The organism is Martinezella tropici (genome assembly GCF_003287875.1).
GTDB lineage: Bacteria > Pseudomonadota > Alphaproteobacteria > Rhizobiales > Rhizobiaceae > Rhizobium > Rhizobium tropici_C.
The window spans coordinates 168128-193836 of the sequence record NZ_QMKK01000048.1 but is presented as its reverse complement, the minus strand read 5'-3'; the positions used below and the strand labels follow the sequence as shown (position 1 = coordinate 193836).

The window sequence follows — 25709 nt, the reverse complement described above, 5'->3', positions numbered from 1 at the left end:
AGCTCTAACCCCGTGCGTCGCCGAGGATCGCCGCCAGCAGCTGCCCTTCGAGCTCTGCCAGGGCCGGATTGCCGTGGCGGCGCGGATGCGGATAGGGAACGGCGAGATCGAGCACGATCCTGCCCTCGTCCAGGACGACGACGCGGTCGGCCAGATGCACCGCCTCGCTGACGTCATGCGTCACGAGCACCGCGGTAAAGCCGAGTTCGCGCCACACGCGATTCAGCAATTCCTGCATGCTGATGCGGGTCAGGGCATCCAGCGCGCCGAGCGGCTCGTCGAGCGCAAGCACGCCGGGTTTGCTGACGAGCGCGCGGGCAAGTGCCACGCGCTGCTTCTGTCCGCCGGAAAGGCTGGACGGCCATTCGCCGGCCTTCTCGGCAAGCTGGACCTCGGAGAGAACCGAAGCCGTTTCCTTCTTCGATACGTCTTGCGGCACGCCCTCCCCCAGGCCGACGGCAACATTGTCAGCGACGGAAAACCAGGGCAGCAGGCGCGGCTCCTGAAAGACGATGCGCGTATTCGGTTGCGCGTCGATGCCGTCGGCGGCCTCGAAGCGCATATGGCCGGCACTCGGCTCTTCCAGACCCATCAGGATGCGCAGCAGCGTGCTCTTGCCGCAGCCGCTCTTGCCGATGACAGCGACGAACTGCCCAGCCGGAATATCGAGATCGATGCCGCGCAGAACACGGTTGTTGCCGAAACTCTTCTCCAATCCTTTGATATGAATGGCCGCAGCTCCCGCAGCCTGCGAAGCCACATTTTTGATTTCCGCCTGTGGGCGATCGAGTGTGTTGACGCTCATGGCAGGCTCCTCAATTCTGATAGGCCGGATTCCAGCGCAAAGCCCTGCGCTCGATCGCCCGCGCAACGACATCGGCGAGCTTGCCGAGGATGGCGTAGATCACCAGCGTCAGAACGACGACATCGGTCATGCCGAACTCGCGGGCATTGTTGGCCATGTAGCCGATGCCCGATGATGCCGCGATCGATTCAGCCACAATCAACGTCAGCCACATGATGCCGAGGGCAAAGCGCAGACCGACGAGAATGGACGGAAGCGCGCCTGGGAAGATGACCTTCCGGAACAACGTCCAGCTGCTCATACCATAGACCCGTCCCATCTCGATCAGCCCGCGATCGACATTGCGCACGCCGTGATAGGTGTTGAGGTAGATCGGGAACAGCACGCCGAGCGCCGTCAGGAAAAGCTTCGATTCCTCGCCGATCCCGAACCAGAGGATGACGAGGGGCACCATGGCGAGATGCGGGATGGTGCGCAGCATCTGCAGCGTCGTATCGGTCAATTGCTCCGAGTGCCGCGATACGCCGTTGGCAATGCCGAGCAGAAAGCCGATCGACCCGCCGACCAATAGGCCGGCGAAAGCGCGGCCGGCGCTGACGAGAATGTTGTTCGGTAATTCCCCGGAGATCGTGGTCTGCCAGAAGGCGACCACGACTGCCGCCGGCGACGGCATGATGCGGGTGGAGATCCATCCAAGCGACGAGCCGAGCTGCCAGGCCGCGATCACGACGACCGGCAACAGGAAGGGCAGAAATCTCTGGATCGAGATTGATTGCCGCGCGGCCTTGGCCGGGCGCGTGCGGCGTTCCGAGCCTACGCGTACGAAGGATGTGTCGAATGCCGACATGGGAATCTCCCTTCAAAGGTGGCGTTACGAGCCGGAAACAACCTTCAGATTGCCACCGTGGCTGCCGCCCGCGAAGATCTGCTTGGCACCGAATTCGTTGCGGAATCCGGCGCGCTGCTGTTCCTGATTCAGGCCAAGCTCCGGGAACAGAAGCTCCGCCACACGATAGGCTTCTTCCAGATGCGGATAGCCGGAGCCGATCACGGTTTCGATGCCGAGCTCCTGATATTCCCGCAGCCTTGCAGCCACAGTCTTCGGCGACCCAACAAGTGCCGTACCGGCACCGGCGCGCACCAGGCCGACGCCGGCCCAGAGGTTCGGCGACACTTCGAGCTTGTCGCGCCGGCCGCCATGCAGGGCCGCCATGCGCTTCTGCCCGACGGAGTCGGATTGCGTGACGAACTGCTCCTGCGCCTCGCGGATCGTCTCGTCGTCCAGCTTGGAAATCAGCTTATCGGCCGCAGCCCATGCCTCCTCATCCGTTTCGCGGACGATGAAGTGAAGGCGGATACCGAAGCTCACCTCGCGCCCGCGCTTGGCGGCGGCGGCCCGCACCTTCTCGATCTTTTCGGCCACCTGCGCCGGCGGTTCGCCCCAGGTCAGGTACTTGTCGACGCGGCCGACGGAGAATTCGATGCCGGCATCCGAGGAACCGCCGAAATAAAGTGGCGGCCGCGGCGATTGCACGGGCGGCAGGCCGAGACGTGCGTTGGTCGCCTTGATATATTTGCCCTCGAAGGTGGACGACCCGGTTTCCAGAAGCTCCTCCCAGACATGGAAGAATTCATCGGCATGGGCGTAGCGCTCGTCATGTTCCAGGTGGATGCCGTCACCGGCGAGCTCCGCCGGGCTGCCGCCAACGACGATGTTGAGCAGCACGCGGCCGTTGGAGACGCGATCGAGCGTCGAGGCAAGGCGTGCATAATAGGCAGGAGATGCCGTACCGGGACGGATCGCAACCAGGAACTTCAGCTTCTGCGTATGCGCCGAAAGCGCCGCGGCCGTCACGAAGGACTCTTCGCAGGAGACCCCCGTCGGCAGCAATACGCCGGTATAGCCAAGCCTGTCGACAGCCTGTGCGATCTGCTGGAGATAGCCGATCTCCGGTCCGCGGTTGAGATCGGCCGTGCCGAGATAGGTGCCGTCGCCGGAGGTCGGAATGAACCAGAGGAAATCGATGGGTTTTGCAGTCGCGGTCATGAGATTTTCCTGCCTTCTGGGTGCGCGCGGTCGGGAGCCACTTCCCGATGTCCAGCATGGATAGTGACATACGCCATCGATTATATCGACAATATGGATTTTCTAATCGCTGGTATTTGACGAAAAATTTTTGCCGGCAGAGCCCGCGCCCGTAGTGTTTGGAGGCGCAGGCGATATCTGCAAGCGGTTATCAGCCTCAGCTTGCCTTCGGCCGCCAGACGATGTCGGTCACGTTGAGCTTCTTGGGAACGATCCCAAGATTATAGAACTCGTCAGCCAGCCCCTGCTGATAGGCGATCGCCGCGTCCGTAATGGTCGAGGCACTCCCCAGATTTGCACCCGGACGCGTCAGCGTCACCCGCGTCACCCCGGCAGGAACGCCGGTGATTTCGGAGAGGGCTTTAACGGTGCCGTCCAGATTCGATTGCGCCGCCGCCCCCACCTTGGCCAGTTCATCGATGACATCGACGATGACCTGCGGATTGCTCTTGGTGAAATCGCCATTCGCCAGGAAATAGCTGAAGGAATCGACAATCCCACGCGCCGTCGTCAGGATGCGTGTATCCGGATCGGCCTCTGCAATTGCGAGATAGGGATCCCAGATGGACCATGCATCGATGGCGCCGGTCTTGAAGGCGGCGGACGCATCCGGAGGCGCGAGATCGAGCGGCTGGATATCTTTGATCGTCAGACCACCCTTGCGCAAAGCCTTGACGGTGACATTGTGAGCGCTGGAGCCACGCTTGAAGGCAACCTTCTTTCCCTTGAGATCGGCAAGCGTCTGGATCGGCGAATCCTTGCGCACGAGAATGGCGGAGCCTTCGGGGCTGCCGGTATAAAGGCCGACATAGAGCAAATTGCCGTTGGCCGCCTGTGCGAAGAGCGGCGGCACATCGCCCGTGGCGCCGAAATCGAGAGCGCCTGCGCCAAGCGCTTCAAGCAAAGGCGGACCGGACGTGAACTCCGACCATTCGACGGATATGCCGCGATCGGAAAGGCGCTTTTCCAACGCCCCTTGACGCTTTGCCAAGGCCAACACGCCATTCTTCTGCCAGCCGATGCGAAGCGTCCTCGCGGCGGCCGCCCTTGCCGGGCGGAGAGAAGGCAATGCCAAGGCTGCTGCCGTGGCGCCGAGAAGGCCGAGTGTCTGTCTGCGCGAAATCATCGAAGATCCCCTTTTCATAAGGCCCCGGCGCTTCCGCAGCCATCGGCTCGTTGTCGATGGCTTAAAGATCGCAAATCCATAGATTATATCGACAAAGGATATTATGAAGATTCCCACCAAAGACGAAATTGTATTCCAATAAACGAAAAAACTAGAAATCAGATTTCAAATCATATGCCATGGTGACAAGTTACCCGAGAAATCGGTCTTCCGTCCTCCTGGCCTTTCCGCTAAGCCTTCGAAACAAATTCGGTCAGGGAGTTATGAAATGGCAAAGGTCTCGTTCATCGGCATGGGCGTCATGGGCTATCCCATGGCCGGGCATTTGAAGGTCAAGGGCGGGCATGACGTCACCGTCTATAACCGGACCGTTGCCAAGGCCGAGGCATGGGCCAGACAATTTGAGGGCAAGTTTGCCCCTACTCCGGCTGAAGCCGCCGAAGGCGCTGACTTCGTCTTCACCTGTGTCGGCAATGACGACGACCTGCGCTCGGTGACGACGGGTGAAAACGGTGTCATTTCCACCATGAAAGCCGGTTCCGTCCTCATCGACAATACCACGGCAAGCGCCGAAGTCGCTCGCGAGCTTTACGCGGCCGCCAAGGAAAAGGGCGTCGACTTCATCGATGCTCCCGTCTCCGGCGGCCAGGCCGGCGCCGAGAATGGTGTTTTGACCGTCATGTGCGGCGGTGACGAAGCCGTCTTCGAAAAGGCTCGTCCCGTCATCGGTGCCTATGCCCGCATGGTCGGTCTCATGGGGCCTGTCGGCGCAGGTCAGTTGACCAAGATGATCAATCAGATCTGCATCGCGGGCATCGTTCAGGGCCTGGCCGAAGGCATCCATTTCGGCAAGCAGGCCGGGCTCGATATCGAAAAGGTGGTGGAGGTCATTTCCAAGGGCGCCGCCGGTTCGTGGCAGATGGAGAACCGCCACAAGACCATGACTTCAGGCAAATATGATTTCGGCTTTGCGGTTGACTGGATGCGCAAGGATCTCGGCATCGTGCTCGAGGAGGCCCGCCGCAATAAGGCCAAACTGCCGCTTACGGCCCTCGTCGACCAGTTTTATGGTGATGTCCAGACAATGGGAGGCAATCGCTGGGATACCTCGTCGCTGCTCGCGCGCCTGGATCGGAATTAAAAACAAAAAGCGCTCAGCCGAAATCGATTTCGGCTGAGCGCCCTGCAAAAAATGCTGCTCAGTCCTCGTTGGACTTTGCATTCTCCAGCAGCATGTAATCCAACGGCAATTCCGTCGAATACTTGATCTGTTCCATCGCAAAGGCGGAGGAGACGTCGCGGATTTCGATCTTGGCGATCATGCGCTTGTAGAAGGCGTCATAGGCGGCGATGTCAGGCACGACGACGCGCAGCAGATAGTCGACATCGCCGCTCATACGATAGAATTCCACCACTTCCGGAAAATCGGCGATCACTTCGGAAAAGCGCTTCAGCCATTCGATGGAGTGGCTGTTGGTGCGGATGGACACGAAAACCGTGACCTTCGTGTTGACCTTTTCGGGATCGAGCAGCGCAACGCGGCGGCGAATAACGCCATCCTCTTCCATCTTCTGGATACGGCGCCAGCATGGCGTCGTCGACAGCCCGACCTTCTTTGCGAGGTCGGCCACGGCCAGAGTGGAATCCTCCTGCAGCAGGCGCAGGATTTTGCGGTCAAGACGGTCCATTTAAGCATCCCTTCGAATTATATTCTCTCTATAGCTTATTTTTAGCGGGAGAAAAGAAACTTTTTCTCAAGGAAGCAGGCTTTTCACACGTTGTTGTAATACCGGAAGCAACTCGGTCTCGAACCACGGATTCCGTTTCAGCCAGCCGCTGTTGCGCCAGCTCGGATGTGGCAACGGCAGGACAGACGGCGACCGGTTGTTGAGAAGGTAACGCCGCCACTGCGCGACCGTCTCGGTCATCGAACCCATGCGCTCCGTGCCGAGATGCCAAGCCTGCGCATATTGACCGATGGTCAGGATCAATTCGATCTGCGGCATCGCATCCATCGCCCGCTGCCGCCACAAAGGCGCGCACTCCTTGCGCGGCGGCAGATCGCTTCCCGCCTTGTCATAGCCCGGAAAGCAGAAGCCCATGCCCATTATGGCGAAATGGTCCGGATTGTAGAAACTCTCGCGATCCACAGCGAGCCACTGACGCAAACGGTCACCCGAAGCATCGTTGAAGGGTAGACCGCTCTCGTGGACGCGCAATCCTGGCGCCTGCCCTGCGATGAGTATCCGTGCTGTGGACGATAGTGTCGCAACCGGACGCGGCTCATGCGGCAGGCGATCCGCCTCGCCCCTGGCCGGTGCGTCCCGACAGAGACGGCAGGCCGCAATCGCTGAACGCAGGATCTGCAATTCGCTCTCCTGTTTCACGGCGCGCTCCATCCGACAAGTCGGTGCAAATAGCTGAACAATCCCGCAATCGGATCATAGTCATTGCCATCAGCCATACGCTCCTCGCGCCGATAGTCGCCAGGTTTCTCGAATTCACCGGCCCAAAGTCCGGCTTTCGCCTGCCGTGCGATCCGTTCCTCGCTCGCATAGGCACCATAGGAAACCGCCATGCCGTTGCGCACCATCGCGGCATTGATATCGAGATCGCCGGCGACGCATGTCACCAGCAGGCGACCATAGCGATCCCTCTCCCGCCCCCGGCATTCGGGCGCTCCCGTTTTAATCATTGTGGCGAGCGCCTCGCGTGCTTCCTCGCCGCAGGCCCAATCCGCTCCGTTGCGTTGGCAGCGCTGCCGATATTCGGGAGCATCGATACCTTTCAGCCTCAAACGCTCGCCGTTGGCGGAAAGCGTGTCGCCATCGATGACATAAAAGCTGCCGTTTTGAACGATTTCCGGTCGATTGTTCATTTTCAACGCGAGCAACGCAATGATGGCGAGCAGAGCGAAAGTGGCCACGCCGTCACGAAACAGGCGGCCTGACCGCATCACGTTCTTGCCTCCTTTAACAACAAATCCTTGGCGAAGATGGCAAACAAATCATTTCAGCGCAGTATCTTCTTAAGGATTGGACGCTAGTCTGTAGTCTCAGGCAGGCCAAGTTTCAATGTAACCATGAGCACCGGCGTCAGCACATCGACAGATAAGAATATCGTCGACCGATCGCGCAGTCACCGCAACCGGGCTGTGTCGAAGGCCGTGCGGCAGACGCGCGAGCGCCTGCAGAACGGCCACAGCCGCAATTTCGACCGCGAAATGATGCTCATGCATATCGACACGCTGCTGCAGGGCGCCGCGGTCGTTCCGATTTTTGCCGTCATCGTTGCCGTGCTTGGCGTCTACCTGACGCGGGACGCGCAGATCTTCTTCTGGACTATCCCGATCCTGACGGCACATGCCATCAACATGCTGCTTGGCCGCAAGGCACGGAAGCAGGAAATCTCGGCGGAAGGCGCCAGGAAATGGCGGCAGATCTTTCTGCTCGGACAATTGCTGACGGGTCTCTGCTGGGCGATCTTTGCCTTGCAGGGCTGTTCCACCTGCGGCGGCGACAGTTTCGCACTCTATAAGGGCACTACCCTGCTGGTCGCGATCGGCATCACGGCGATGTCCAGTTTCATGCTGCCGCGTGCTGTGCCCTTTTCCTTTGCGCCGGTCACCGTCGCGCTGGTCGTGACCGCCATCCTTACACGAAGGCCATCGGACATCGCGCTGACCGCCGCCATCTCCGTGGCCGTCGTATTCTTCACCTTCATCACCATCCGCATGTATCAGTCAAACCTCAAGATCCTTTCCTTCCAGTCGGAGAAGGACGACCTGATCGCAGAGCTGGAAGTCGCAAAATCCATGTCGGACGAGGCTCGCCGGCGTGCCGAGGAAGCAAATCTTGCCAAATCGCGCTTCCTCGCCTCCATGTCGCACGAGCTCAGAACGCCCCTGAACGCCATCCTCGGCTTTTCCGAAGTCATGTCAGCGGAAGTCATGGGGCCATTGAACAACCCGACCTATCGCGAATACACGACCGACATCCATCGCTCGGGACAGCATCTGCTCAATCTGATCAATGAAATCCTCGACCTCTCGCGCATCGAGGCCGGCAAATACGAATTGAACGAGGAAGCGATTTCGCTCCTCGATATTGCCGAGGATTGCATTGGCATGGTGCAGTTGCGCGCACGCGCCAAGAACATTTCGATCTCGTCGCAATTCGAAGCGCTGCTACCCTCGGTCTGGGCCGATGAGAAATCGTTGCGCCAGGTGATCCTCAATCTGCTGTCGAACGCAGTGAAATTCACGCCGCAGGGCGGCGAGATTGCCGTCAAGGTCGGCTGGACGGCCGGCGGCGGGGAATATGTGGCGATCAAGGACAACGGACCGGGCATTCCCGAAGAAGAGATACCCGTCGTGCTTTCCGCCTTCGGGCAGGGCTCGATCGCCATCAAGAGCGCCGAGCAGGGCACGGGCCTCGGTCTGCCGATCGTGCAAGCCATTCTTGCCAAGCATGATGGTCAGTTCGTGCTGAAATCCAAGCTGCGGGAAGGCACCGAAGTCATCGCCATCCTGCCAGCCAAGCGCGTGCTGCAAAGCCTACCGGCAATCGAAGACGCCCCGCTTGTCGAGCGGCGCAAGAAGAGCTTTGCTTAAACGAAGCTCGGGTGCTGATCTCTAGCGGAAAAGCAGGTGGCCGCCGATGATATAAAGCAGGTAGATACCGGAAGCGACCAGCATGCACAGAACCGCAAACGAGCCGAGATCCTTGGCATGCTTGCCGACATTGGAAATCTCCGGCGATATCCGGTCGATGACCTCTTCCACCGCCGTATTCATGGCCTCGATCGCGAAAACCCCCAAAAAGAGTACCATGGCGATGACGATTTCGCCGATGGTCGCACCGACGGCGATCAACAGGATCAAGGAAACAGCCGCAAAAAGGAGTTCCTGCCGGAAGGCCGATTCCTGCAGCAGCCGCTGAAAACCACCCCAGGAATAGCCGGCAGCGGCGAAAAAGTGCCGAATCCCGGTCTCCTTGTTGACCGCTGATTTTGAAAACTCAGCCATTCGCGCTCCGCCCGTATTGTCCCGGTTGCATCTGGATGCTTTGCGAATACCGCCTCACCGTGAGCGAAGCAAGGCAGCGCGTTCCGCCCACCCAAAATTCATTACAGATTTATGACGAAAACAGATCGTCTACAGGAAATTTAGCGGCGAAACGTCTATTTCAACGCCTCGCCGCCGCGATTCTCAGTGCTTGTTCGTCACGCCGGCACTCTCGAATGTCGCCATGCCCGAATGGCAGGCGGCCGCGGCCTTGACGATGCCGGCGGCCAGCGCCGCCCCCGTGCCTTCGCCGAGCCGCATGCCGAGCGCCAGAAGCGGCGTCTTTCCAAGCTTCTCGATGGAGCGCAGATGTCCCGGCTCCGCCGAGACGTGACCGATCAGGCAGTGATCGAGCGCAGAGGGATTGGCGGCCTTGAGAATGGAAGCGGCAGCCGTCGCGACATAACCGTCGATGATGACGGGGATACGTTCCATGCGTGCGGCGAGAATGGCGCCGGCCATCGCAGCGATCTCGCGGCCGCCAAGGCGGCGCAGAATTTCCAGCGGATCGTTGAGATGATCGCGATGCAGCGCCACCGCCTTTTCGACGGCAGCGATCTTGCGCTTCAGCATCTCACCTTCCGAGCCGGTGCCCGGGCCAACCCAGTCCTCCGCCTTGCCGCCATAGAGCGCGTAATGAATGGCCGCGGCGATCGTGGTATTGCCGATGCCCATTTCGCCGATACAGAGCAGATCCGTACCGCCGGCAATCGCTTCCATGCCGAAGGCCATGGTCGCGGCACAGTCGCGCTCGCTCAATGCCGGTTCTTCGGTGATGTCGCCCGTCGGGAAATCGAGGGCTAGGTCGAACACCTTGAGGCCGAGATCGTAGGCAACGCAGATCTGGTTGATCGCGGCTCCGCCGGCTGCGAAATTTTCCACCATCTGCTGGGTTACGGAAGGCGGAAACGGCGTAATTCCCTGCTTGGTGACGCCGTGATTACCGGCAAAGATCGCCACCAGCGGCCGGGTCACGGCCGGCGCACGACCGGTCCAGGCGGCCAGCCAGAAGGCGATTTCCTCCAGTCTTCCAAGCGCGCCCGGCGGCTTGGTGAGTTGCGCATCACGCTCGCGCGCTGCCACGAGTGCCCGGGCATCCGGCCCCGGAAGGTCGCGCAGCAATGCGCGGAAATCGTCGAATGGGAGGCCGCTGACGCTCATGAATGCGTTCCTTGTCTTTTGGTCTCAAATCGGGTTCTTTGCGTGCAACTCTATTAGTCTTCGGAATCGGCGCGAACAACTCCAAAAGCGCCCGATGCTGTCGCGCGCATGGCGAGGAGAGGAAGAAATGCGGGAATATATGCGCGATATCGCGCGCGCGGTCGCTTTCTTGAGCCGTATTCCCGTGCCGGCGTCGTTCTTCGAAGGCCATGACGGCAGGCTTGCGCGCGTTTCCCGCACGTTCCCCGTTGCCGGTCTGCTGGTCGTCCTGCCTGCAGCCTTGACCTTCGCGACACTGCTTGCCGTCAATGCCGATCCGTTGATGGCGGCTCTGCTGGCGCTCACCGTGCAGACGATTACGACAGGCGCTCTTCATGAGGACGGGCTCAGCGATACCGCCGACGGAGTTGGAGGCGGCAAGGACCGCGAACGCGCACTCGAGATCATGAAGGACAGCCGCATCGGCACCTATGGCGCGGCGGCGCTGATCCTGTCCTTCGGACTGCGCGCTGCGGCTCTTGCCGCTCTCGCCCGCCATCTTCCACCTTCGGAATCCGCTATCGCCTTACTCGCAAGCGCCGCCTTGAGCCGCAGTGCGATGGTATGGCACTGGTATGCCCTGCCGCCCGCCAAACCGGATGGAATAGCGGCTTCGGCGGGCAAGCCGGATGGCGATGCCATGCAGCTGGCATTGATTGCCGCACTTAGCCTCGCGGTGCTCCTCATCGGACCTGCGCTTGGTGTTCCCGCGCTCGTTGCCTGCCTTCTTGCGACCTGCGCAACAACATTTTTCACCACCGGATACATGCGGCAAAGACTGTCAGGTCACACCGGCGACACGATCGGCGCAACGCAGCAGATTTGCGAGATCGTCTCCCTCTGTACCCTTGCCATGTGCGTTTGAAGCCTCGATATATGATCTCATGCTGACACCTTGCATCCTTGTCTGCTCCATCGATCAAACGACCGGCTATTGCTTCGGTTGCGGCCGCACATCGGCCGAAATCGGCGCCTGGATGAACTATAGCGACGACGAACGCCGTGAGATCATGGAAGCGCTTCCGGAACGCCTGACGCAGATCGAGCGCAAGCCGCGCAGGGAAACCCGCCGCCAAAGGATGGCACGGGAGCGCAGTGCCGTATGAACCGCCTGAACATCGTTCTCGCCATTCTCGGCATCGGCCTTGCTCTGCTCGTCTTCAACAGCAATACCGGCACCACTTTCGGCATGCGCAATGACGATTTCGCTCGCATCGTCTATCTTCTGCCGATTGCCCTGATGATGAGCGCCGCCGTCTGGGCAAGCCGCCATACCGTCAGCCAGTCTGTCCGCAATCTCCTGATCTGGCTGGTCATCATCATGGCGCTCGCGACCGCCTATATCTATCGCCGCGATGCGGAACAGGTCGGAAATCGTGTCTTCGCCGGTCTGATGCCCGGCCATGCCGTTGTCGTCACGACAAGCGAAGGCGGCCAGGAGGTCATTCTTCACAAGCGTTCGAACGGACATTTCGAGGCCCAGGTCTTGATCAATGGCCAGCCGATCGACATGCTGATCGACACCGGTGCCAGCACGATTGCGCTGTCACAGGAAGACGCCGAGCGTGTCGGCATCATCCCGGAAAACCTCACCTATTCCATGAGCGTGCTGACGGCCAACGGTCGCGCCATGGCAGCCCCAGTTGAGCTCGGCTCCGTCGCCATCGGGCCGATCAAGCGCAAAGATGTCGAAGCGAGCGTGGCCGAAGCGGGCAAGCTGGACCAGAGCCTGCTCGGCATGAGCTTTCTCGAAACCCTGGGATCGATGCAGATGCAGACCGACGAACTTCGGCTTCGCGACTGAGGCAGACGAACCATCGGCTCAATAGTTCGGCGTGGACCGAAGCATTCCTCGTTCTTTTCGCTCTAAAGACGGTCACATCCGAACCGCATAAAGAGTGACAAATCATGGCGTCTGCAAAAACCAATATAACGACGGAACTTCTGCTTCTGCTTGCTCTCGCGACCTGCTGGGGCGCCTCCTATACCTTCATCCGCGTCGGAGTAGCAACCATTCCGCCGATCACGCTGATCGCGGCCCGCACCTTGATCGCCGGCCTTGTCCTGCTTGCAATCATTCGTTGGCGTGGTCTGAACCTGCCGCGTGACGCCGCCACCTGGAAGCGCTTCCTCATTCAATCCTGCCTCAACAGCGCCATCCCCTTCACGTTAATTGCCTGGGCGGAACAGACCGTCGATGCCGGCCTTGCGACCATATTGAATTCCACGACACCGATTTTCGCCTTCCTGATTGCCGCTTTCCTGCTGCGCAGCGAACCGCTGACGGGCCGCAAGCTGTTCGGCGTGATTGCTGGCATGGCTGGTATCTGCCTGATCATCGGCCTCGATGCGCTGCATGGTATGGGCCGCCAATTGCTGCCGCAGCTTTCCGTTGTCGCTGCATCCATCTGCTATGCCTGTGCCGCCTTGTTCGGCCGTAATTTCAAGGGGCTCGACCCGATGATGCCGGCCGCCGGCTCGCTGCTATGCGGCGCGGCCCTTCTCATTCCCGCCAGCCTGATTGTCGAACATCCCTGGCAAATTGCGCCGTCGACAGCCTCGATCCTGGCACTGCTCGGCCTGTCGGTCGTCTCTACCGCGCTTGCCTTCAGCATCTATTTCCGGCTCATCCAGACCCTCGGTTCGGTCGGCACGACGGCGCAAGCCTATCTGCGCGTCCCGATCGGCGTCGGGATTGGCGTCATCTTCCTTGGCGAACCTCTATCTCCGACCGCAGCCATAGGTCTTGTCTGTGTCGTAGCAGGCGTCATGGCGATGACCTTCGCGCCACGCAAGAGGGTCGCAGCCGGGTAAATCGCCGTTCATCGGCTTGCATGGGATAATCAGATCAGAACGGACAGGTCGTCCCACGCGAAAATGAAATTGTCGGAGCGCCAGACCGGACCCGGATCCGTGTACCGGCCGATCAATTGCCCTCCGAGCGCACGATAGAAGGCGATCGCCGGTTCATTGCCGACGACGACGCCAAGCGCAGCGCCCGAATAGCCCATGGATAAAAATTCTCGCGCCAATTCTCGCATCAGACGGCGGCCAAGTCCCTGGCGTTTGATGGAAGCATCGATATAGAGCGACTTAATCTCGCCTCGCCCCTCGAACACGGCATCGGACGGCGCGTTGATCGCGCCGATGCCGACAAGCCGCCCGTCTTGCTCAGCCAGAAGTACGCGCTGATCCGTACGGGGATTTGCGAGTATATCCGCCCATCGCAGACGACGGAAATCCTCGTCGAGAGCCTCATAGATTTCTGCAGACACCAGATTGCGATAGGTGTCGCACCAGATCGCGCGATGCAGCCTCGCCATCTCGGTGACATCGTCGGCAAGAGCAGGCCTGATCGTAATTTCCATCGTCACCCTACACTCCCTGGACAGTGCCGCGCAGAGCGCCGACAAGATAGAGCGAGCCCGTCACCAGGATCCAGCCGCCCCTCTCCGCAGCTTTCGCGACTGCATGATGAAGCGCTTTCTGCGGGTTGGGCTCGGCTTCGCAGGCCATACCCATCGAGATCGCCAATGCCTCCAGCTCCGTCGCCGCATGGGCTCGACCCGATCCGGACGCCTCCGTAAAGACGGCATGGGCCACATATCGCGAGAGCACATTCAAGAAGCCGCGAGCATCCTTGTCGGATGCAAGTGCGACGACGGCAACGCAATCGCCGCTGACGCTGGACGAGCGCGTGATATCGCGAAGGACAGCCTCGATGTTGAACGGCACATGCGCACCATCCATGATGACGGGCAAGCTCTGTCGTCCGCTGCGCAGCGTGGATGGTAGGGCAAGGTCGAAACGCTCCATCCGCCCCGGCAGCCGCGCCTTGTCGATAACGGCCGGTTCGAGCAGCCACGCGCCGACCGGCTGCACCTTTTCGCTCGCCGTCTGCACGCTCTCGCCTTGTCGTCCCAGATGATCGAACACAAGTCCGACCAGCGAGATATTCGTCTCAGCAATCGTCGCATCTTCGGGAAGATCGGTTCGCAGGACCTGGCAGCCAAGCTCATCGGCACGCTGCTGCAAGACCTTTCCCGCGGCATCGTCGATAGCAAGCGTGGTGGCAAGCGTCGCGCCCGGTTTCAATATGCCGACCTTCTCGCCCGCGATCGCCTCGCGCGTGATCCCAAGGATTTCCGTGTGCTCGAGCCCGATATTGGTAACGATGGCAACTTCGCCGAAAACCACATTCGTCGAATCCAGCCTGCCACCAAGGCCGACCTCGACAACGACCCAGTTCAAGCCCGCATCTCTGAACACGACGAAGGCGGCGGCCGTTATCACATCGAACCAGGTGGCATCTTCGCCAGCTGTCGCTGCCTGCTTCGCGCTTTCATAGCCATCGAGAACGCGCATGATCGCGCTGGCCAGGACATCATCTCCGACCTCCTGGCCCAGAACACTGATGCGCTCGTTCACCCGGTCGACATGCGGTGATGCGTAGCGACCGACGCGCCAGCCGGCCCGCAGCAATCCCGCTTCGAGGAGCGCCGAGACCGACCCCTTGCCCTTGGTGCCTGCGACATGGATGGCGCGAAAGCTCCGATGGGGATTGCCCAGCCGCTGCATCAGATCGAGCATGGGCTCAAGACCGACGCGCATCTCCCCACGCGGCTTGCGCTCCCAATTGGTCAGTTGGTCGAGCCGGGAGAGTGCTTGGGATAGCGCGGGGCTCGGATCGGATTGCGGCATTGGATACCTTCGGAAGATTTCAGACTGACGCCAGGAAGCAGCATGAGAACCTCTCACCACTATGGACACCCGGCCGCCTGGCTCCGTCAAGTCACGACCAGTGGAGCCCAAGCGGCCACGCGCGCGGCAAAACTAGAAGGCTCCGCCCTCAGTTCCGCAGCCGGTAGCCCGTCCGGAAAATCCATCCGAGGATCACCAGACAGATGACGAGGAAGAGCGTGATCATTGCGAGGCTCAGGATCGGATTGACATCGGCGATGCCGTAGAAGCTCCAGCGGAAGCCGCTGACGAGATAGAGAACCGGATTGAGATGGCTGGCCGCCTGCCAGAAAGGCGGCAGCATGTTGATCGAATAGAAGCTGCCGCCGAGAAAGGTCAGCGGCGGCACGACCAGCATCGGAATGAGGTTCAGTTGCTCGAAATTTCCGGCCCAGATGCCGATCATGAAGCCGAACAGGCTGAAGGTGACCGCCGTCAGCACGAAGAACAGGATCATCATAAGGGGATGCTCGATCCTGATCTCGACGAAGAAGCTCGCCGTGGCGAGGATGATCAGGCCGATCAGCATGCCCTTGGTCGCCGCCGCGCCGACATATCCGAGAACGATCTCGGCCATGGCGACGGGCGCCGATAGCACCTCATAGATCGTGCCCGTGAATTTCGGGAAATAAATGCCGAAGGAGCCGTTGCTGATGCACTGGCCGAGCAGGGTCAGCATGATCAGGCCGGGGGTGATGAACGCCCCATAGGACACGCCCTCGACGAGATTGATGCGCGATCCGATCGCCGCACCGAAGACGATGAAATAGAGTGAGGTGGAAATGACCGGCGAGACGACGCTCTGCAACAGCGTGCGGCGCGTGCGGGCCATTTCGAAAGCGTAGATGGACTTGATCGCTTCGAAGTTCATTTGCCTGCTCCCACCAGCGAGACGAAAATATCCTCGAGCGAACTTTGGCGCGTCGAGAGGTCCTTGAAATGAATTCCCTCGGCCGCGAGCTTCGACAGCAGCGCCGCGATACTGGACTGTTCGTGCTGCGCATCAAAGTCATAGACCAGCGTCAGGCCATTCGGCCCAAGCGAAAGCCCGTTGCCGTCAAGACGATCGGGAACGGCGCCCAGCGGTTCGTTGAGATCGAGGATCAGCTGCTTGCGGCCAAGCTTGGCCATGAGCGCCTTCTTCTCCTCCACCAGCAGCAGCTCGCCGCCGTTGATGACGCCGACGCGATCCGCCGCCTCTTCGGCCTCTTCGATGTAATGCGTCGTCAGAATGATCGTAACGCCGGAAGCACGCAGGCGCTCGACCACATGCCACATATCCTTGCGCAGCGTCACGTCGACGCCGGCCGTCGGCTCGTCGAGAAAAAGAATCTTCGGTTCGTGCGAAAGCGCCTTGGCGATCAGCACGCGCCGCTTCATGCCGCCCGAAAGCTGCCGAAGCGTGTTGTCCTTCTTCTCCCACAGCGAAAGATCGCGCAATATCTTCTCAATATATTCCGGGTTCGGCTTCTTGCCGTGGAGCCCGCGCGAAAAGCTCACCGTATTCCAGACGGTTTCGAACTGATCGGTCGTCAGTTCCTGCGGCACGAGGCCGATCATGCTGCGCGTGGCGCGGAAATCGCGCACGACGTCATAACCGCCGACCGTCACCGTACCGCCGCTCGGATTGGCGATCCCACAGACGATCGAAATCAGCGTCGTCTTGCCTGCACCGTTCGGCCCGAGCAGGGCCAGGATTTCACCTTGCTCGATATCGAGATCGACGCCTTTCAGCGCCTGGAACCCGTTAGAGTATATTTTGGTGAGATTACGGATGGAAATGATCGGAGCCATGGTGAGGCAGAGTCCGGCTTTTGTGATGAATTTCGCGGCGTTTGCCCGCTATATAGCCGGTCCCGGGCTTTTACCACCCCACGGAGGTGAAACACAGCGTTCGCCTAAGCCAAATAAGCTGTCATCAAATCGTGACCTTCGTCGGGCATATAGCTCCTTAGGTGAGCAACGTTTGTCGCAACTCCGCCCAATGCCTCTTGGCGACACGTCAGCGCCTGTCGTACTGGCCGATTTATTGCCCTCGTATCCATATTGCATGCATCATTGCAACATGAAGGTCTTTTCTGGAGCAGGCAAGGATCCCCCGTCGTTGCCATGCACCGCTCAAGCCGGCATCAGCCGGCTTTTTTCTTTTTCGCCGGCTTACGATCGATGTAGCGCTACCAGTTGCCGTTGACGCCGCAGCCAGCCGGCGGCAGCGTCCTGTGCTCGAAGCGAGCCCTGAGCATTTCGCAACCCTTGTCACGGATGGGAGCGGGCATCATCGAGTTGAGGTCGATACCGACCTCGTCGAACGGATCGTCGGCATAGGCGACATAGGCGTACCAACGGCCGCCAATAACGATGACGATGGCGATCAATGCGGCAAGGAGCGCCCTTCCCAGGCTTCTCTTTCGTCTTGGTGCTTCTTCCATGAAACCTTCTCCTGCCCTCGGCCCACACGAGTAAACGCAATTTCCTCGATAGGTAAATCAGCTTCCCCGCTCGGCAAGTGTGGATGCTGCCCCGGCGAAACGCCTATCAGAGGCTGCAATAGCGTCGGCCGCCTTTCCGGTCCCGGAGATCGAAGTGGAAATGGTTCCAATGTTCCGGATTGCTGCCCGGGCCGAGCACCGTATCGAAGTAGCGGCAGCTGTCGCTGCGCACGGCTTTCAGCAGCCGCCCTTCCCGGAAGGAGAAGAGCCCCTTCTTGCGCACGTCGATCACATGGCCATTCTTCAACACGAAGGTGCCGACATCGATGGCATTGCCATGGGCATGTTCCGACATCGGATTGTAGCGCTGCCGGCTATTGTTCATCCTGCGGCAGGAATAGCCGCCGAGCGGCACGATCGTGCCGATGCCGGACCAGTAGCGTGTGCGCGCAGCCGGAGCCAGCTCGTTCTTCACCCATTTGGCAAAGGCGAGCGTCACCTGGCAATTCAATGTGACGGCTGGACTGACGGCGATGTTGCCCGAGAGACCGCTGAGCGAAACCGGATAGGGAACCTGGCAGGAGGGACCGTTCGAAATCGCCGGCTTATCCGTATAGATGACGCCCATGCGCCTGAGTTCCTGACGGCAGGCAACTTCCGACGGCGGCATCATGCCGGGTGTCGATTGTGGCGCTTCGAATTCCTGATCGAGGCGCGGCACGGGATTTTCGATACGCGGCAGCATGGCGACCTGCGTTCCCGGTTGCTGCCTCGGTATCCGCGACTGGCCGAGTTCAGCCTGCGCGGCAGGCCGCTGAAGGACGGAGCGGTTGGTCTGGACCGGCGCGTCGGTGCCGATGCCATCGACAACAGGCTGATCGGACTCGCCTTCGGCAATATTCTGCTGCTCTTCCTGCGCCAGCCCGACCACCGATGGAGACTGCGCCTCCTCGCTCGGCCCGACGCCGAGTTCGGCATCCATGTTGACGCCCTGCGGCGGAACATTCGATTGCTGCGCCAGACCGACTTCGACATCGGACGTGGTCGCCGCCTTGCCGGTTCCGGTGGAACGGAGAGGACCACCATTCCTATAGTTGTTCGAGGTGGAAACGACCGGATCCTGGACGCCTGGATAGGCGAACTGCCGCTGCGGCACGCTTCTATGCGGCTTGATGGAGCCGACGCGCGAGGAACTGTCGATGCCGGAAGGGGGCACGAGGCTGTCTGCCGTGCAGGCAACAAGCGCCGACGACAATAGCAATGGCAGCGCGACCCGCCGTAGATTGGGTAAAATGGTCATACTCCTGATCCGCTGCCCCAGCCACGGTCGGTAACGATTACAAATCCTAAATGGGAAGGGTGAACGAATGCTTACCGTCGCCACTCGGGATGTTTCAGCCTGGCGCTGCAAAGTGACGAAACCGCACGGAACATGCCCTCCGGCCCGTAGAGGTTCAAAGCAGAAAACTCAACATTGTCTTTTCCATCGCGCCTGGATTGCATAGGCTGAAAAGGGGAATCGAGCCGAGAAACAGGAGCAGATGAATGAACGACAGCGTCAAACCCAGAGGCGAGCTGACATTGCGCACGCTTGCCATGCCCGCCGACGCCAATCCTGCCGGCGATATCTTCGGCGGCTGGGTCATGGCGCAAATGGACTTGGCAAGCGGCATCCGCGCGGCCGAACGCGCCCGTGGCCGCGTTGTCACGGCGGCTGTGAAAGAGATGGCTTTCGAGCTGCCGGTCAAGATCGGCGACACGCTGAGCGTCTTCACCGACATCGACCGCGTCGGACGCACCTCGATCACGCTGAATGTCGAAGCCTGGGCGCACCGGGCGCGCTTCAATGCGTTGGAAAAAGTCACCGCTGCAACATTCATCATGGTCGCGCTTGACGAGAATGGAGCGCCGAAGGCCGTACCGGAGGAGAGCTGACGTGATGGGCCCGGCACATACGCCAGAAGTCTACGTCTATATCCGGACGGTCATGAGCATGGTGATCGGCCTCTCGCTCGCCCAGCTTCTGACGAGGCTCGCCGGGTTCGTGCAGTCGCCAGGCAAGAACAAGATCTACCTCGTCCATATCGGCTGGGTATTGTCGATGTTCCTGTTCATCATCCATTTCTGGTGGTGGGAATATCGGCTACAATCCGTCGCGCAGATCAATTTCGGCGTCTACCTCTTTCTCATCTGCTTCTGCTGCCTCTTCTATTTCCTGTGCGTATTGCTGAATCCGCATTCGGTCGAGGATTACGGCGGTTTCGAGGAATATTTCATCTCCCGTCGCCGCTGGTTTTTCGGCCTGCTTGCGGTGACCTATGCCGTCGATCTGATCGATACATTGCTGAAGGGCGAGGCCTATTTCCAGTCCCTCGGCTGGGAATATCCGATACGCAACGTCGTCTATGTCGTCCTGTGCATCATTGCCGCGATCACCGCCAACCGGCGCTTCCAGGCAGCATTCGTAATCGTCGGGCTGATCTACCAGATCACGTGGATCTTTCGCCTCTACGACGTGCTTCCGGGATAAGGTTCGCATTTCCGCCTGGCGGAAAACCACCGCCATTTCGATGCTCCACAATCCTTGACCAAGACATCGCCATATTGTTCAGATCGATTGTCGTCTGGGACATCGGCGGGGGACTCAAGCCTTGAAGACAAAGAGCTATGCATTGGGATTGGCGCTCGCTCTTTCGATGCCTTGGCTTGCCCATGCCGAAGACCCCGCTCCGGGGCCGGCCAATACTACGATCGATCTGAAATACTGGGTGGAATTCGCCAACCAGGGCAATCCGGCCGCGCAGTACGGTCTCGGCTATCGCTATGCCAACGGCCAGGGCGTGGAGCGGGATGATGCCCGGGCGGTCGATTGGTATCGGAAATCGGCCGACCAGGGCAATGCACAGGCGCAGTATGCGCTGGCCTATATGTATGCCAGCGGCCGCGGCGTCGATGCCGACCTGAAACAGGCGAACGACTGGTATCTGAGGGCGGCACAGCGGGGCAATGCCGATGCCCAATATGCCATCGGCTACTCCTACGCCAATGGGCGGGCATGGATGTCGATAGAGGAAATGCCCTCGCCTGGTATCGGAAATCCGCCGACCAGGATCAGGCGCAGGCCCAATATGCCGTCGGCTACTCCTATGCCAATGGCAGGGGTGTCGAGCGGGATGATGCCGAAGCCTATTCCTGGTACCTGAAAGCCGCCGAAGGGGGCCGCGCCGATGCGCAATATGCCGTCGGCTATAGCCTGGCGAACGGAACGGGTGTCGCCCGGGACTACAGGCAGGCACTCCAATGGTATCGCAAGGCGGCCGATCAGGGCCGCCCCGACGCTCAATATGCCATCGGCTATCTCTATGCCAACGGTCAGGGCGTGAAGGCCGATGAAGAGAGTGCGGCGAGGTGGTATCGCAAGGCCGCCGAGCAGGGCGACGCGCAAGGCGAATACGCCCTTGCCTACATGTATGCGGGCGGGCGCGGCGTCGCAAAGGACAATACCAAGGCGTTCGAATGGTATGGGAAGGCCGCCGCCCAGGGACATGCGGATGCGCAATACGCCCTGGGCTACATGTGCGACAACGGCCAAGGGACAAAGCCGGACAAAGCAGCGGCGGCAGACTGGTATCGCAAGGCCGCCGACCAGAACAATGCACGGGGCCAGTATGCCCTCGCCTATCTTTATTATCAGGGCGCCGGCGTAACCAAGGACTATGGCCAGGCTGCCGACTTGTTTCGCAAGGCCGCCGGTCAGGGCGACGCCCGCGCGCAATATGGCCTTGGATATATGTATTATAACGGCTATGGCGTGCCGAAGGACTCCACAATTGCCGCAGATTGGTTCAACAAGGCGGCGGCGAAAGGATTGCCGGAAGCGCAGCACGGCCTCGGCTACATGGAAGCCAATAGCGAGGGTCCGATCAAGGATCTCGGGCCATTGGGACAGGGAGCCGCCGGAAAGAAGGGCGCCGGCGACATGACGGGCTAGATCATATTTCACTTGCTGATGGCGCTCTTGCCCTGAGGGTCGCGAAGAGCTTGTCATCTCGAAAGAACGAATTTTCGACTGCGGGGTAGATCGTGAATTGGAAAATGGGGGCAGCAGCTTTGCTCTTCGCGCTGGTGCCGATGGGGACGGCGCATGCCGATGTCGGGCGCAACAGCTATGATCGTGAAGATCTCAAGACAGGCGCGGACTACTGGCGCCCCTTGGCAAACAGGGGCAACGTCGCGGCCCAGCTGAAACTCGGGCAAATGTACGAGCAAGGTAGCGGCGTCGAGAAAGACTACGCACTGGCGCTCAGCTGGTACAAGAAGGCCGCCGAGCAGGGCAATGCCGAAGCGCAGTTCAACGTCGGCACCATGTACGATCAGGGTGAAGGCGTCACCGCCGACAAGAGCCAGGCCGTTCTCTGGTACAAGAAGGCGGCTGCGCAGGGATACCTCAACGCACAATACAATCTGGGCGTCGTCTACGACACGGGCGAAGGCGTTCTCAAGGATAAGCCGCAGGCTTTTGCCTGGTACAGCAAGGCCGCCCAGCAGGGCGATATGGATGCGCAGTTCAATGTCGGCTCCATGTACGACCAGGGCGAAGGCACTGACAAGGACAAGCGCAAGGCCGCAATGTGGTATCTCAAGGCCGCCGAGCAGGGTAAGATCGAGGCGCAGTACAATCTCGGCATCATGTATCGTGACGGCGAGGGTGTCGCCAAGGATGGCGCGACAGCCCTTTCCTGGTTCAAAAAAGCGGCCGACCAGGGCGATCCCAGCGCACAGTTCAATGTCGGCGCGATGTATGCCGATGGTGAAGGGGTGAAACAGGACGATGGCCAGGCAATCGCATGGTTCCTCAAAGCCGCAGCGCAGAACGATGTCGAAGCCGAATATAATCTCGGCGTCATGTTCCGCGATGGCGAAGGTGCCGCCAAGAACGGTCCTCAGGCGATCTACTGGTTCGAACGGGCGGCGGCGCATCGCTATGCCGATGCGGCCTACAATCTCGGCATGATGTATCGCGACGGTGACGGCGTTGCGTCGGATTCCGCCAAGGCGCTGGAATGGTTCCGCAAGGCAAAGCGCTTGGGCTATGAGGGCGACTCCGACAAGGATGATCGCTCGAACGAACAAGGCATCCCGATCTGATCCGGTTGGGAGATCGATCACCGCTCAATCTTCGTTCCCCAGCGAATCGCAGCAAAGCGTGCTAACTCCTGCAACTTGAAGTGCCTAAAGCTTATGCCTGACTGCCGCAAAGCGCATTGAACCGGGGGAATTTATGAGTTTTGCCGCATCCGACCACCAGAAGCCTCCCTTCCGCCTCGCCATTTCTGGCGGCGGTTCAGTGCTTATGCGATCGACATCGTCATCTTCCAGATCGCTTTCGTACTCCTGTTTCTCGCACTATCGGCGGTGATGCCGTGGGACCTGACCTTGCCGTTTCTTCGCGAGCAGCAATGCCAGGAGACCACGGTAGGGCCGCTCATTCCGAAGATAGAAGCTGAGTGGCCTCTGCAGCCCGGCGAGACGAGAAGCAATCAGCTTTGCCGCATATCCTGGCTGGGCAGCAAGGGATACACCGTTTTCGTTTCAGCCGCTGTTTCGCAGCGGGGACCGACCACGGTAAAGCATGCTTTTTCCGTGCCGGTCGACAGCAACGGCAATCCGATCGATCCGACTATAACGGTGAGACCGAGTTCCAGCATCATGCTGTTGCTCCTTCCGTTCGCCTTCGCCTATTGCTCGACCCGCGGCCGGCGGACGCCAGGCAAGCGGGTAACATCGCTGCGGGTAATGACGATTGAAAACGGCGCCCTGCCCTTCGAACTTGCCGCCAAGCGCGAGGTGCTCAAGTTTCTACCATTGATGCTGCTGGCAACCTTCGATCTGGCCAGCCTGTTCCTGTCGCGCCTGTATCTTCCTCCGATCGAAGAGATGATCCAGCAGGCGCGAGATATAAATCCTCTCAGCGCCAGCGATTTCCTGGCCGTTACCGGGGCGTTGACGCCGCTTCTGTTGGTGTTCGCGCTCATCTGGTGGCTCTTCCCATTGATCATATGGCGTGGGCAGACCTTCTATGACCGCTTCTGCGACACGATGGTCGTGAAGAATTGATCGTCGGTCCAAAGCCGTGGAGTTTATCGCCATAGCGTTGGGGATTGCCTTGGCGCAGGAAGAGATGGAAGAGTAGCGCCATGCCGGGCCTCAATTGCTGCTCCTTCTCCTGCGAGGATAGATCGCCGTGAACCTGAAATATCTCATGTCCCCCCGCTTGCCCCTGCCGTCGCTTCGCATGGCTTTGCTTGCCGCGGCGGTCGTCCTGCCGCTGTCGCCGCTGCCGCTGACGGCAACGTCGGCGAAAGCCGCGCCCGGCTCATGCTGGTCGCTGCTGCAGAGCAAGTTCGGCCCGGAGATCGAGAAATCGGTGAATGAAGCCGATCCGTGCAAGAAGCTGCCGGGTGTCGATCACAAGGACAAGTTCGAGGTGAAGTCGCTCGATATCTGCGACGCTCCAAATGGAGGCGTTCAGATCAACGCCCGTGCCGAAATGGCCTGCAAGTCGCATGGGGTCCTCAAGACGACGATCAAGGGCGAGCTGGACGCTTCGATGACAGTCGATGTCGGCGCCTGCCACATTACCGACCTGCACGTCGGTATCAACGGCCCCATTGGTGAGCTGATATCCTCCGTCGGTGGCCTGCAGGATCTGGCGCGCGGCTTTGCCCAGGCCAAGATCTCGGAAATCTGCGGAAAGTGAAAAAGGGCCGGTAAAGATCGCCGGCCCTTCGAGCATTCCAGTTGGTGGCGGTTTTCCGTCCGGAATTGCGAGAAAACCCGGAATTACGAGAAAGCATAGAGATTGAGCGGTTTAGAGCTTTCGCGAAGAGCTAAACCGCTCGGGTCTATATGATGACAAACCGGTTCAGGTCTGCATGACGCTATCGGGTTGTCCGGCGTCCTTGCCGCCAAACCGAACTCCCTTTTTCTCGAACCCGAAGCCGGCGAACAACGCCACGACGACGGCGACGATGCAGGCGACGATCAACAGCGCCAGCGCATAGTCGCCGTTCCACTGCTTCGCCAATCCCGCCTGGATTGAGGCATTGCCCGACGCCAGCAGATTGCCGAGCTGATAGGCAAATCCTGGGAACGTGCCGCGCACCTCGTCCGGCGACAATTCGTTGAGATGTACGGGGACGATGCCCCAGGCGCCCTGGACGAAAAGCTGCATCAGGAAGGCGCCGATCGCGAGCATCACAGGCCCCTGACCCCAGACCCAGAGCGGGGCGACGGGAATAGCCAGCAGTGCCGCGATGACGATCGTCCGTCGCCTGCCCCAGCGCTGCGACAGGGAACCGAAGGTCAGGCCGCCGATGATCGCGCCGATATTGTAGACGATGGCGATAGCGCCGACCGTATAGGAATCATATTGCCGTTGGGTTTCCAGGAATGTCGGATAGAGGTCCTGGGTGCCATGGCTGAAGAAGTTGAACGCCGTCATCAGAAGCACGGCCCAGATGAAGAGCGGAATATTCTCCCGCAGTACGGTCAGGAAAGGCCGCTGCGGTTTGGATTGCCGCTGCAGGAACGCCGGCGATTCCTGTACGTTGCGTCTGATGTAAAGCACCAGCAGCGCCGGCAGCGCGCCGACGATGAACATGCCGCGCCAGCCGATGATCGGAAACAGCAGGAAGAACACGATCGAGGCGAGCAGATAGCCTGAAGGATAGCCAGCCTGCAGGATGCCGGACACGAGGCCGCGCGATTCCTCCGGGATGGTCTCCATCGTGAGCGAAGCACCGACACCCCATTCGCCGCCCATGGCCACGCCGAAAAGCGCGCGCAAAACCAGGAACATCGTCAATCCGGTCGAAAAACCGGTCAGAAACTCGAAAATGGAATAAAGCAGCACGTCGACCATCAACGTCGTGCGCCGGCCGAAGCGATCCGCCGCAAGGCCGAAGATCAGCGCGCCGAGCGGCCGCATGGCAAGGGTGAGAAAGATCGCCACGGCAACCGCCGGAACATCCGTGTGAAATTCTTCGGCTATATGCTTGAGGACGAAAACCAGAATGAAGAAATCGAAAGCATCCAGCGTCCAGCCCAGATAGGCTGCGATCACGGTGTTTCGTTGCTGGGGGGACAAGGAGCGTAAGCTATCCAATGCGGTCATCATGATCCTCCGACCGGATGGCGGCGGCGAGGCGGGCAATACCGGATGCCGTCGAAGCTGGGGGAACCCGGCGCTGGCCGGG

General features: G+C 60.0%; 28 protein-coding genes and 1 pseudogene. 13 read left to right on the top strand and 16 right to left on the bottom strand.

What is annotated here, in order from left to right; translation table 11 throughout:
* Nucleotides 1-4: 4 nt before the first annotated feature.
* The 4 genes from DQ393_RS23050 to DQ393_RS23035 form a co-directional block, all read right to left on the bottom strand.
* Nucleotides 5-805, bottom strand: coding sequence for an ATP-binding cassette domain-containing protein (locus DQ393_RS23050; protein ID WP_112344028.1), 801 nt, complete (start codon nucleotides 803-805; stop codon nucleotides 5-7).
* Between the two features lie 10 nt (nucleotides 806-815).
* Nucleotides 816-1652, bottom strand: coding sequence for an aliphatic sulfonate ABC transporter permease SsuC (gene ssuC, locus DQ393_RS23045; RefSeq protein ID WP_112344027.1), 837 nt, complete (start codon nucleotides 1650-1652; stop codon nucleotides 816-818).
* Between the two features lie 24 nt (nucleotides 1653-1676).
* Nucleotides 1677-2852 (bottom strand): FMNH2-dependent alkanesulfonate monooxygenase, encoded by a 1176-nt coding sequence (gene ssuD, locus DQ393_RS23040; protein ID WP_112344026.1) that lies wholly within the window; start codon nucleotides 2850-2852, stop codon nucleotides 1677-1679.
* Nucleotides 2853-3048: 196 nt separating this feature from the next.
* Nucleotides 3049-4017 (bottom strand): sulfonate ABC transporter substrate-binding protein, encoded by a 969-nt coding sequence (locus DQ393_RS23035; RefSeq protein WP_112344025.1) that lies wholly within the window; start codon nucleotides 4015-4017, stop codon nucleotides 3049-3051.
* A 247-nt stretch (nucleotides 4018-4264) separates the two neighbouring features.
* Between DQ393_RS23035 and DQ393_RS23030 the strand changes: the two genes are divergently transcribed.
* The gene (locus DQ393_RS23030; RefSeq protein WP_348628025.1) at nucleotides 4265-5158 is read left to right on the top strand and encodes an NAD(P)-dependent oxidoreductase; all 894 of its coding nucleotides are present in this window, start codon (nucleotides 4265-4267) and stop codon (nucleotides 5156-5158) included.
* Nucleotides 5159-5216: 58 nt separating this feature from the next.
* Here the strand turns inward: DQ393_RS23030 and DQ393_RS23025 are convergent, their stop codons facing one another.
* The 3 genes from DQ393_RS23025 to DQ393_RS23015 form a co-directional block, all read right to left on the bottom strand.
* Nucleotides 5217-5705 carry an Lrp/AsnC family transcriptional regulator gene (locus tag DQ393_RS23025; protein ID WP_069613098.1) on the bottom strand — a complete coding sequence of 163 codons (489 nt, stop codon included), beginning with the start codon at nucleotides 5703-5705 and terminating at the stop codon, nucleotides 5217-5219.
* Nucleotides 5706-5771: 66 nt separating this feature from the next.
* Nucleotides 5772-6416: a uracil-DNA glycosylase family protein gene (locus DQ393_RS23020; RefSeq protein ID WP_210260609.1), complete on the bottom strand. Its 645-nt coding sequence runs from the start codon at nucleotides 6414-6416 to the stop codon at nucleotides 5772-5774.
* Nucleotides 6401-6976 (bottom strand): thermonuclease family protein, encoded by a 576-nt coding sequence (locus DQ393_RS23015; protein ID WP_112344023.1) that lies wholly within the window; start codon nucleotides 6974-6976, stop codon nucleotides 6401-6403. The genes DQ393_RS23020 and DQ393_RS23015 overlap by 16 nt, the downstream gene beginning before the upstream one ends.
* Nucleotides 6977-7099: 123 nt before the next feature.
* On the opposite strand from DQ393_RS23015, the gene DQ393_RS23010 reads away from it, so the two are divergent.
* Nucleotides 7100-8629 (top strand): sensor histidine kinase, encoded by a 1530-nt coding sequence (locus DQ393_RS23010; RefSeq protein ID WP_112344022.1) that lies wholly within the window; start codon nucleotides 7100-7102, stop codon nucleotides 8627-8629.
* A gap of 21 nt (nucleotides 8630-8650) precedes the next feature.
* On the opposite strand, the gene DQ393_RS23005 is transcribed toward DQ393_RS23010, so the two are convergent.
* Together DQ393_RS23005 and cobT are read right to left on the bottom strand one after the other, a co-directional pair.
* Complete coding sequence (locus tag DQ393_RS23005) at nucleotides 8651-9043, bottom strand: diacylglycerol kinase (protein ID WP_112344021.1); 393 nt, start codon at nucleotides 9041-9043, stop codon at nucleotides 8651-8653.
* A gap of 183 nt (nucleotides 9044-9226) precedes the next feature.
* Nucleotides 9227-10243 (bottom strand): nicotinate-nucleotide--dimethylbenzimidazole phosphoribosyltransferase, encoded by a 1017-nt coding sequence (gene cobT / locus DQ393_RS23000; RefSeq protein ID WP_095435100.1) that lies wholly within the window; start codon nucleotides 10241-10243, stop codon nucleotides 9227-9229.
* Nucleotides 10244-10370: 127 nt separating this feature from the next.
* Here cobT and DQ393_RS22995 point away from each other — a divergent pair, with 127 nt between their 5' ends.
* The 4 genes from DQ393_RS22995 to DQ393_RS22980 all read left to right on the top strand — a co-directional run bounded on the left by DQ393_RS22995 (nucleotide 10371) and on the right by DQ393_RS22980 (nucleotide 13096).
* Entirely contained in the window at nucleotides 10371-11147 is a 777-nt protein-coding gene (locus tag DQ393_RS22995) for an adenosylcobinamide-GDP ribazoletransferase (RefSeq protein WP_112344020.1), read from the top strand.
* 19 nt (nucleotides 11148-11166) lie between these two features.
* Nucleotides 11167-11388 (top strand): DUF1289 domain-containing protein, encoded by a 222-nt coding sequence (locus DQ393_RS22990; RefSeq protein ID WP_112344019.1) that lies wholly within the window; start codon nucleotides 11167-11169, stop codon nucleotides 11386-11388.
* Nucleotides 11385-12086: a retropepsin-like aspartic protease family protein gene (locus DQ393_RS22985; protein ID WP_112344018.1), complete on the top strand. Its 702-nt coding sequence runs from the start codon at nucleotides 11385-11387 to the stop codon at nucleotides 12084-12086. The genes DQ393_RS22990 and DQ393_RS22985 overlap by 4 nt, the downstream gene beginning before the upstream one ends.
* Nucleotides 12087-12190: 104 nt before the next feature.
* Entirely contained in the window at nucleotides 12191-13096 is a 906-nt protein-coding gene (locus tag DQ393_RS22980) for a DMT family transporter (protein WP_112344017.1), read from the top strand.
* Between the two features lie 29 nt (nucleotides 13097-13125).
* On the opposite strand, the gene DQ393_RS22975 is transcribed toward DQ393_RS22980, so the two are convergent.
* From DQ393_RS22975 to DQ393_RS22950, 6 genes are all read right to left on the bottom strand, one after another.
* The gene (locus DQ393_RS22975) at nucleotides 13126-13650 is read right to left on the bottom strand and encodes a GNAT family N-acetyltransferase (RefSeq protein WP_112344067.1); all 525 of its coding nucleotides are present in this window, start codon (nucleotides 13648-13650) and stop codon (nucleotides 13126-13128) included.
* Between the two features lie 7 nt (nucleotides 13651-13657).
* Nucleotides 13658-14983 (bottom strand): bifunctional folylpolyglutamate synthase/dihydrofolate synthase, encoded by a 1326-nt coding sequence (locus tag DQ393_RS22970; RefSeq protein ID WP_112344016.1) that lies wholly within the window; start codon nucleotides 14981-14983, stop codon nucleotides 13658-13660.
* Between the two features lie 148 nt (nucleotides 14984-15131).
* Nucleotides 15132-15893 carry an ABC transporter permease gene (locus DQ393_RS22965; protein ID WP_112344015.1) on the bottom strand — a complete coding sequence of 254 codons (762 nt, stop codon included), beginning with the start codon at nucleotides 15891-15893 and terminating at the stop codon, nucleotides 15132-15134.
* Nucleotides 15890-16816: an ABC transporter ATP-binding protein gene (locus DQ393_RS22960; RefSeq protein WP_112344014.1), complete on the bottom strand. Its 927-nt coding sequence runs from the start codon at nucleotides 16814-16816 to the stop codon at nucleotides 15890-15892. The genes DQ393_RS22965 and DQ393_RS22960 overlap by 4 nt, the downstream gene beginning before the upstream one ends.
* A 380-nt stretch (nucleotides 16817-17196) precedes the next feature.
* Nucleotides 17197-17451, bottom strand: coding sequence for a hypothetical protein (locus tag DQ393_RS22955; RefSeq protein WP_112344013.1), 255 nt, complete (start codon nucleotides 17449-17451; stop codon nucleotides 17197-17199).
* 106 nt (nucleotides 17452-17557) lie between these two features.
* Nucleotides 17558-18751, bottom strand: coding sequence for an extensin-like domain-containing protein (locus DQ393_RS22950; protein WP_112344012.1), 1194 nt, complete (start codon nucleotides 18749-18751; stop codon nucleotides 17558-17560).
* 245 nt (nucleotides 18752-18996) lie between these two features.
* On the opposite strand from DQ393_RS22950, the gene DQ393_RS22945 reads away from it, so the two are divergent.
* The 7 genes and pseudogenes from DQ393_RS22945 to DQ393_RS22920 all read left to right on the top strand — a co-directional run bounded on the left by DQ393_RS22945 (nucleotide 18997) and on the right by DQ393_RS22920 (nucleotide 24211).
* The gene (locus tag DQ393_RS22945) at nucleotides 18997-19386 is read left to right on the top strand and encodes an acyl-CoA thioesterase (protein ID WP_112344011.1); all 390 of its coding nucleotides are present in this window, start codon (nucleotides 18997-18999) and stop codon (nucleotides 19384-19386) included.
* A gap of 4 nt (nucleotides 19387-19390) precedes the next feature.
* Nucleotides 19391-19981 (top strand): hypothetical protein, encoded by a 591-nt coding sequence (locus DQ393_RS22940; protein WP_112344010.1) that lies wholly within the window; start codon nucleotides 19391-19393, stop codon nucleotides 19979-19981.
* A gap of 166 nt (nucleotides 19982-20147) precedes the next feature.
* Nucleotides 20148-20408, top strand: a pseudogene (locus DQ393_RS33890) (tetratricopeptide repeat protein); the annotation flags it as partial.
* 98 nt (nucleotides 20409-20506) lie between these two features.
* The gene (locus DQ393_RS22935) at nucleotides 20507-21442 is read left to right on the top strand and encodes a tetratricopeptide repeat protein (RefSeq protein ID WP_245430430.1); all 936 of its coding nucleotides are present in this window, start codon (nucleotides 20507-20509) and stop codon (nucleotides 21440-21442) included.
* A 92-nt stretch (nucleotides 21443-21534) separates the two neighbouring features.
* Entirely contained in the window at nucleotides 21535-22599 is a 1065-nt protein-coding gene (locus DQ393_RS22930; RefSeq protein ID WP_112344009.1) for an SEL1-like repeat protein, read from the top strand.
* 129 nt (nucleotides 22600-22728) lie between these two features.
* The gene (locus DQ393_RS22925; protein WP_112344008.1) at nucleotides 22729-23568 is read left to right on the top strand and encodes an RDD family protein; all 840 of its coding nucleotides are present in this window, start codon (nucleotides 22729-22731) and stop codon (nucleotides 23566-23568) included.
* Nucleotides 23569-23713: 145 nt separating this feature from the next.
* Nucleotides 23714-24211 (top strand): hypothetical protein, encoded by a 498-nt coding sequence (locus DQ393_RS22920; protein WP_245430429.1) that lies wholly within the window; start codon nucleotides 23714-23716, stop codon nucleotides 24209-24211.
* A 165-nt stretch (nucleotides 24212-24376) separates the two neighbouring features.
* Here DQ393_RS22920 and DQ393_RS22915 read toward each other — a convergent pair whose 3' ends face one another.
* Nucleotides 24377-25627, bottom strand: a complete 1251-nt coding sequence (locus DQ393_RS22915; RefSeq protein WP_112344006.1) for an MFS transporter — start codon at nucleotides 25625-25627, stop codon at nucleotides 24377-24379.
* Between the last annotated feature and the right edge of the window lie 82 nt (nucleotides 25628-25709).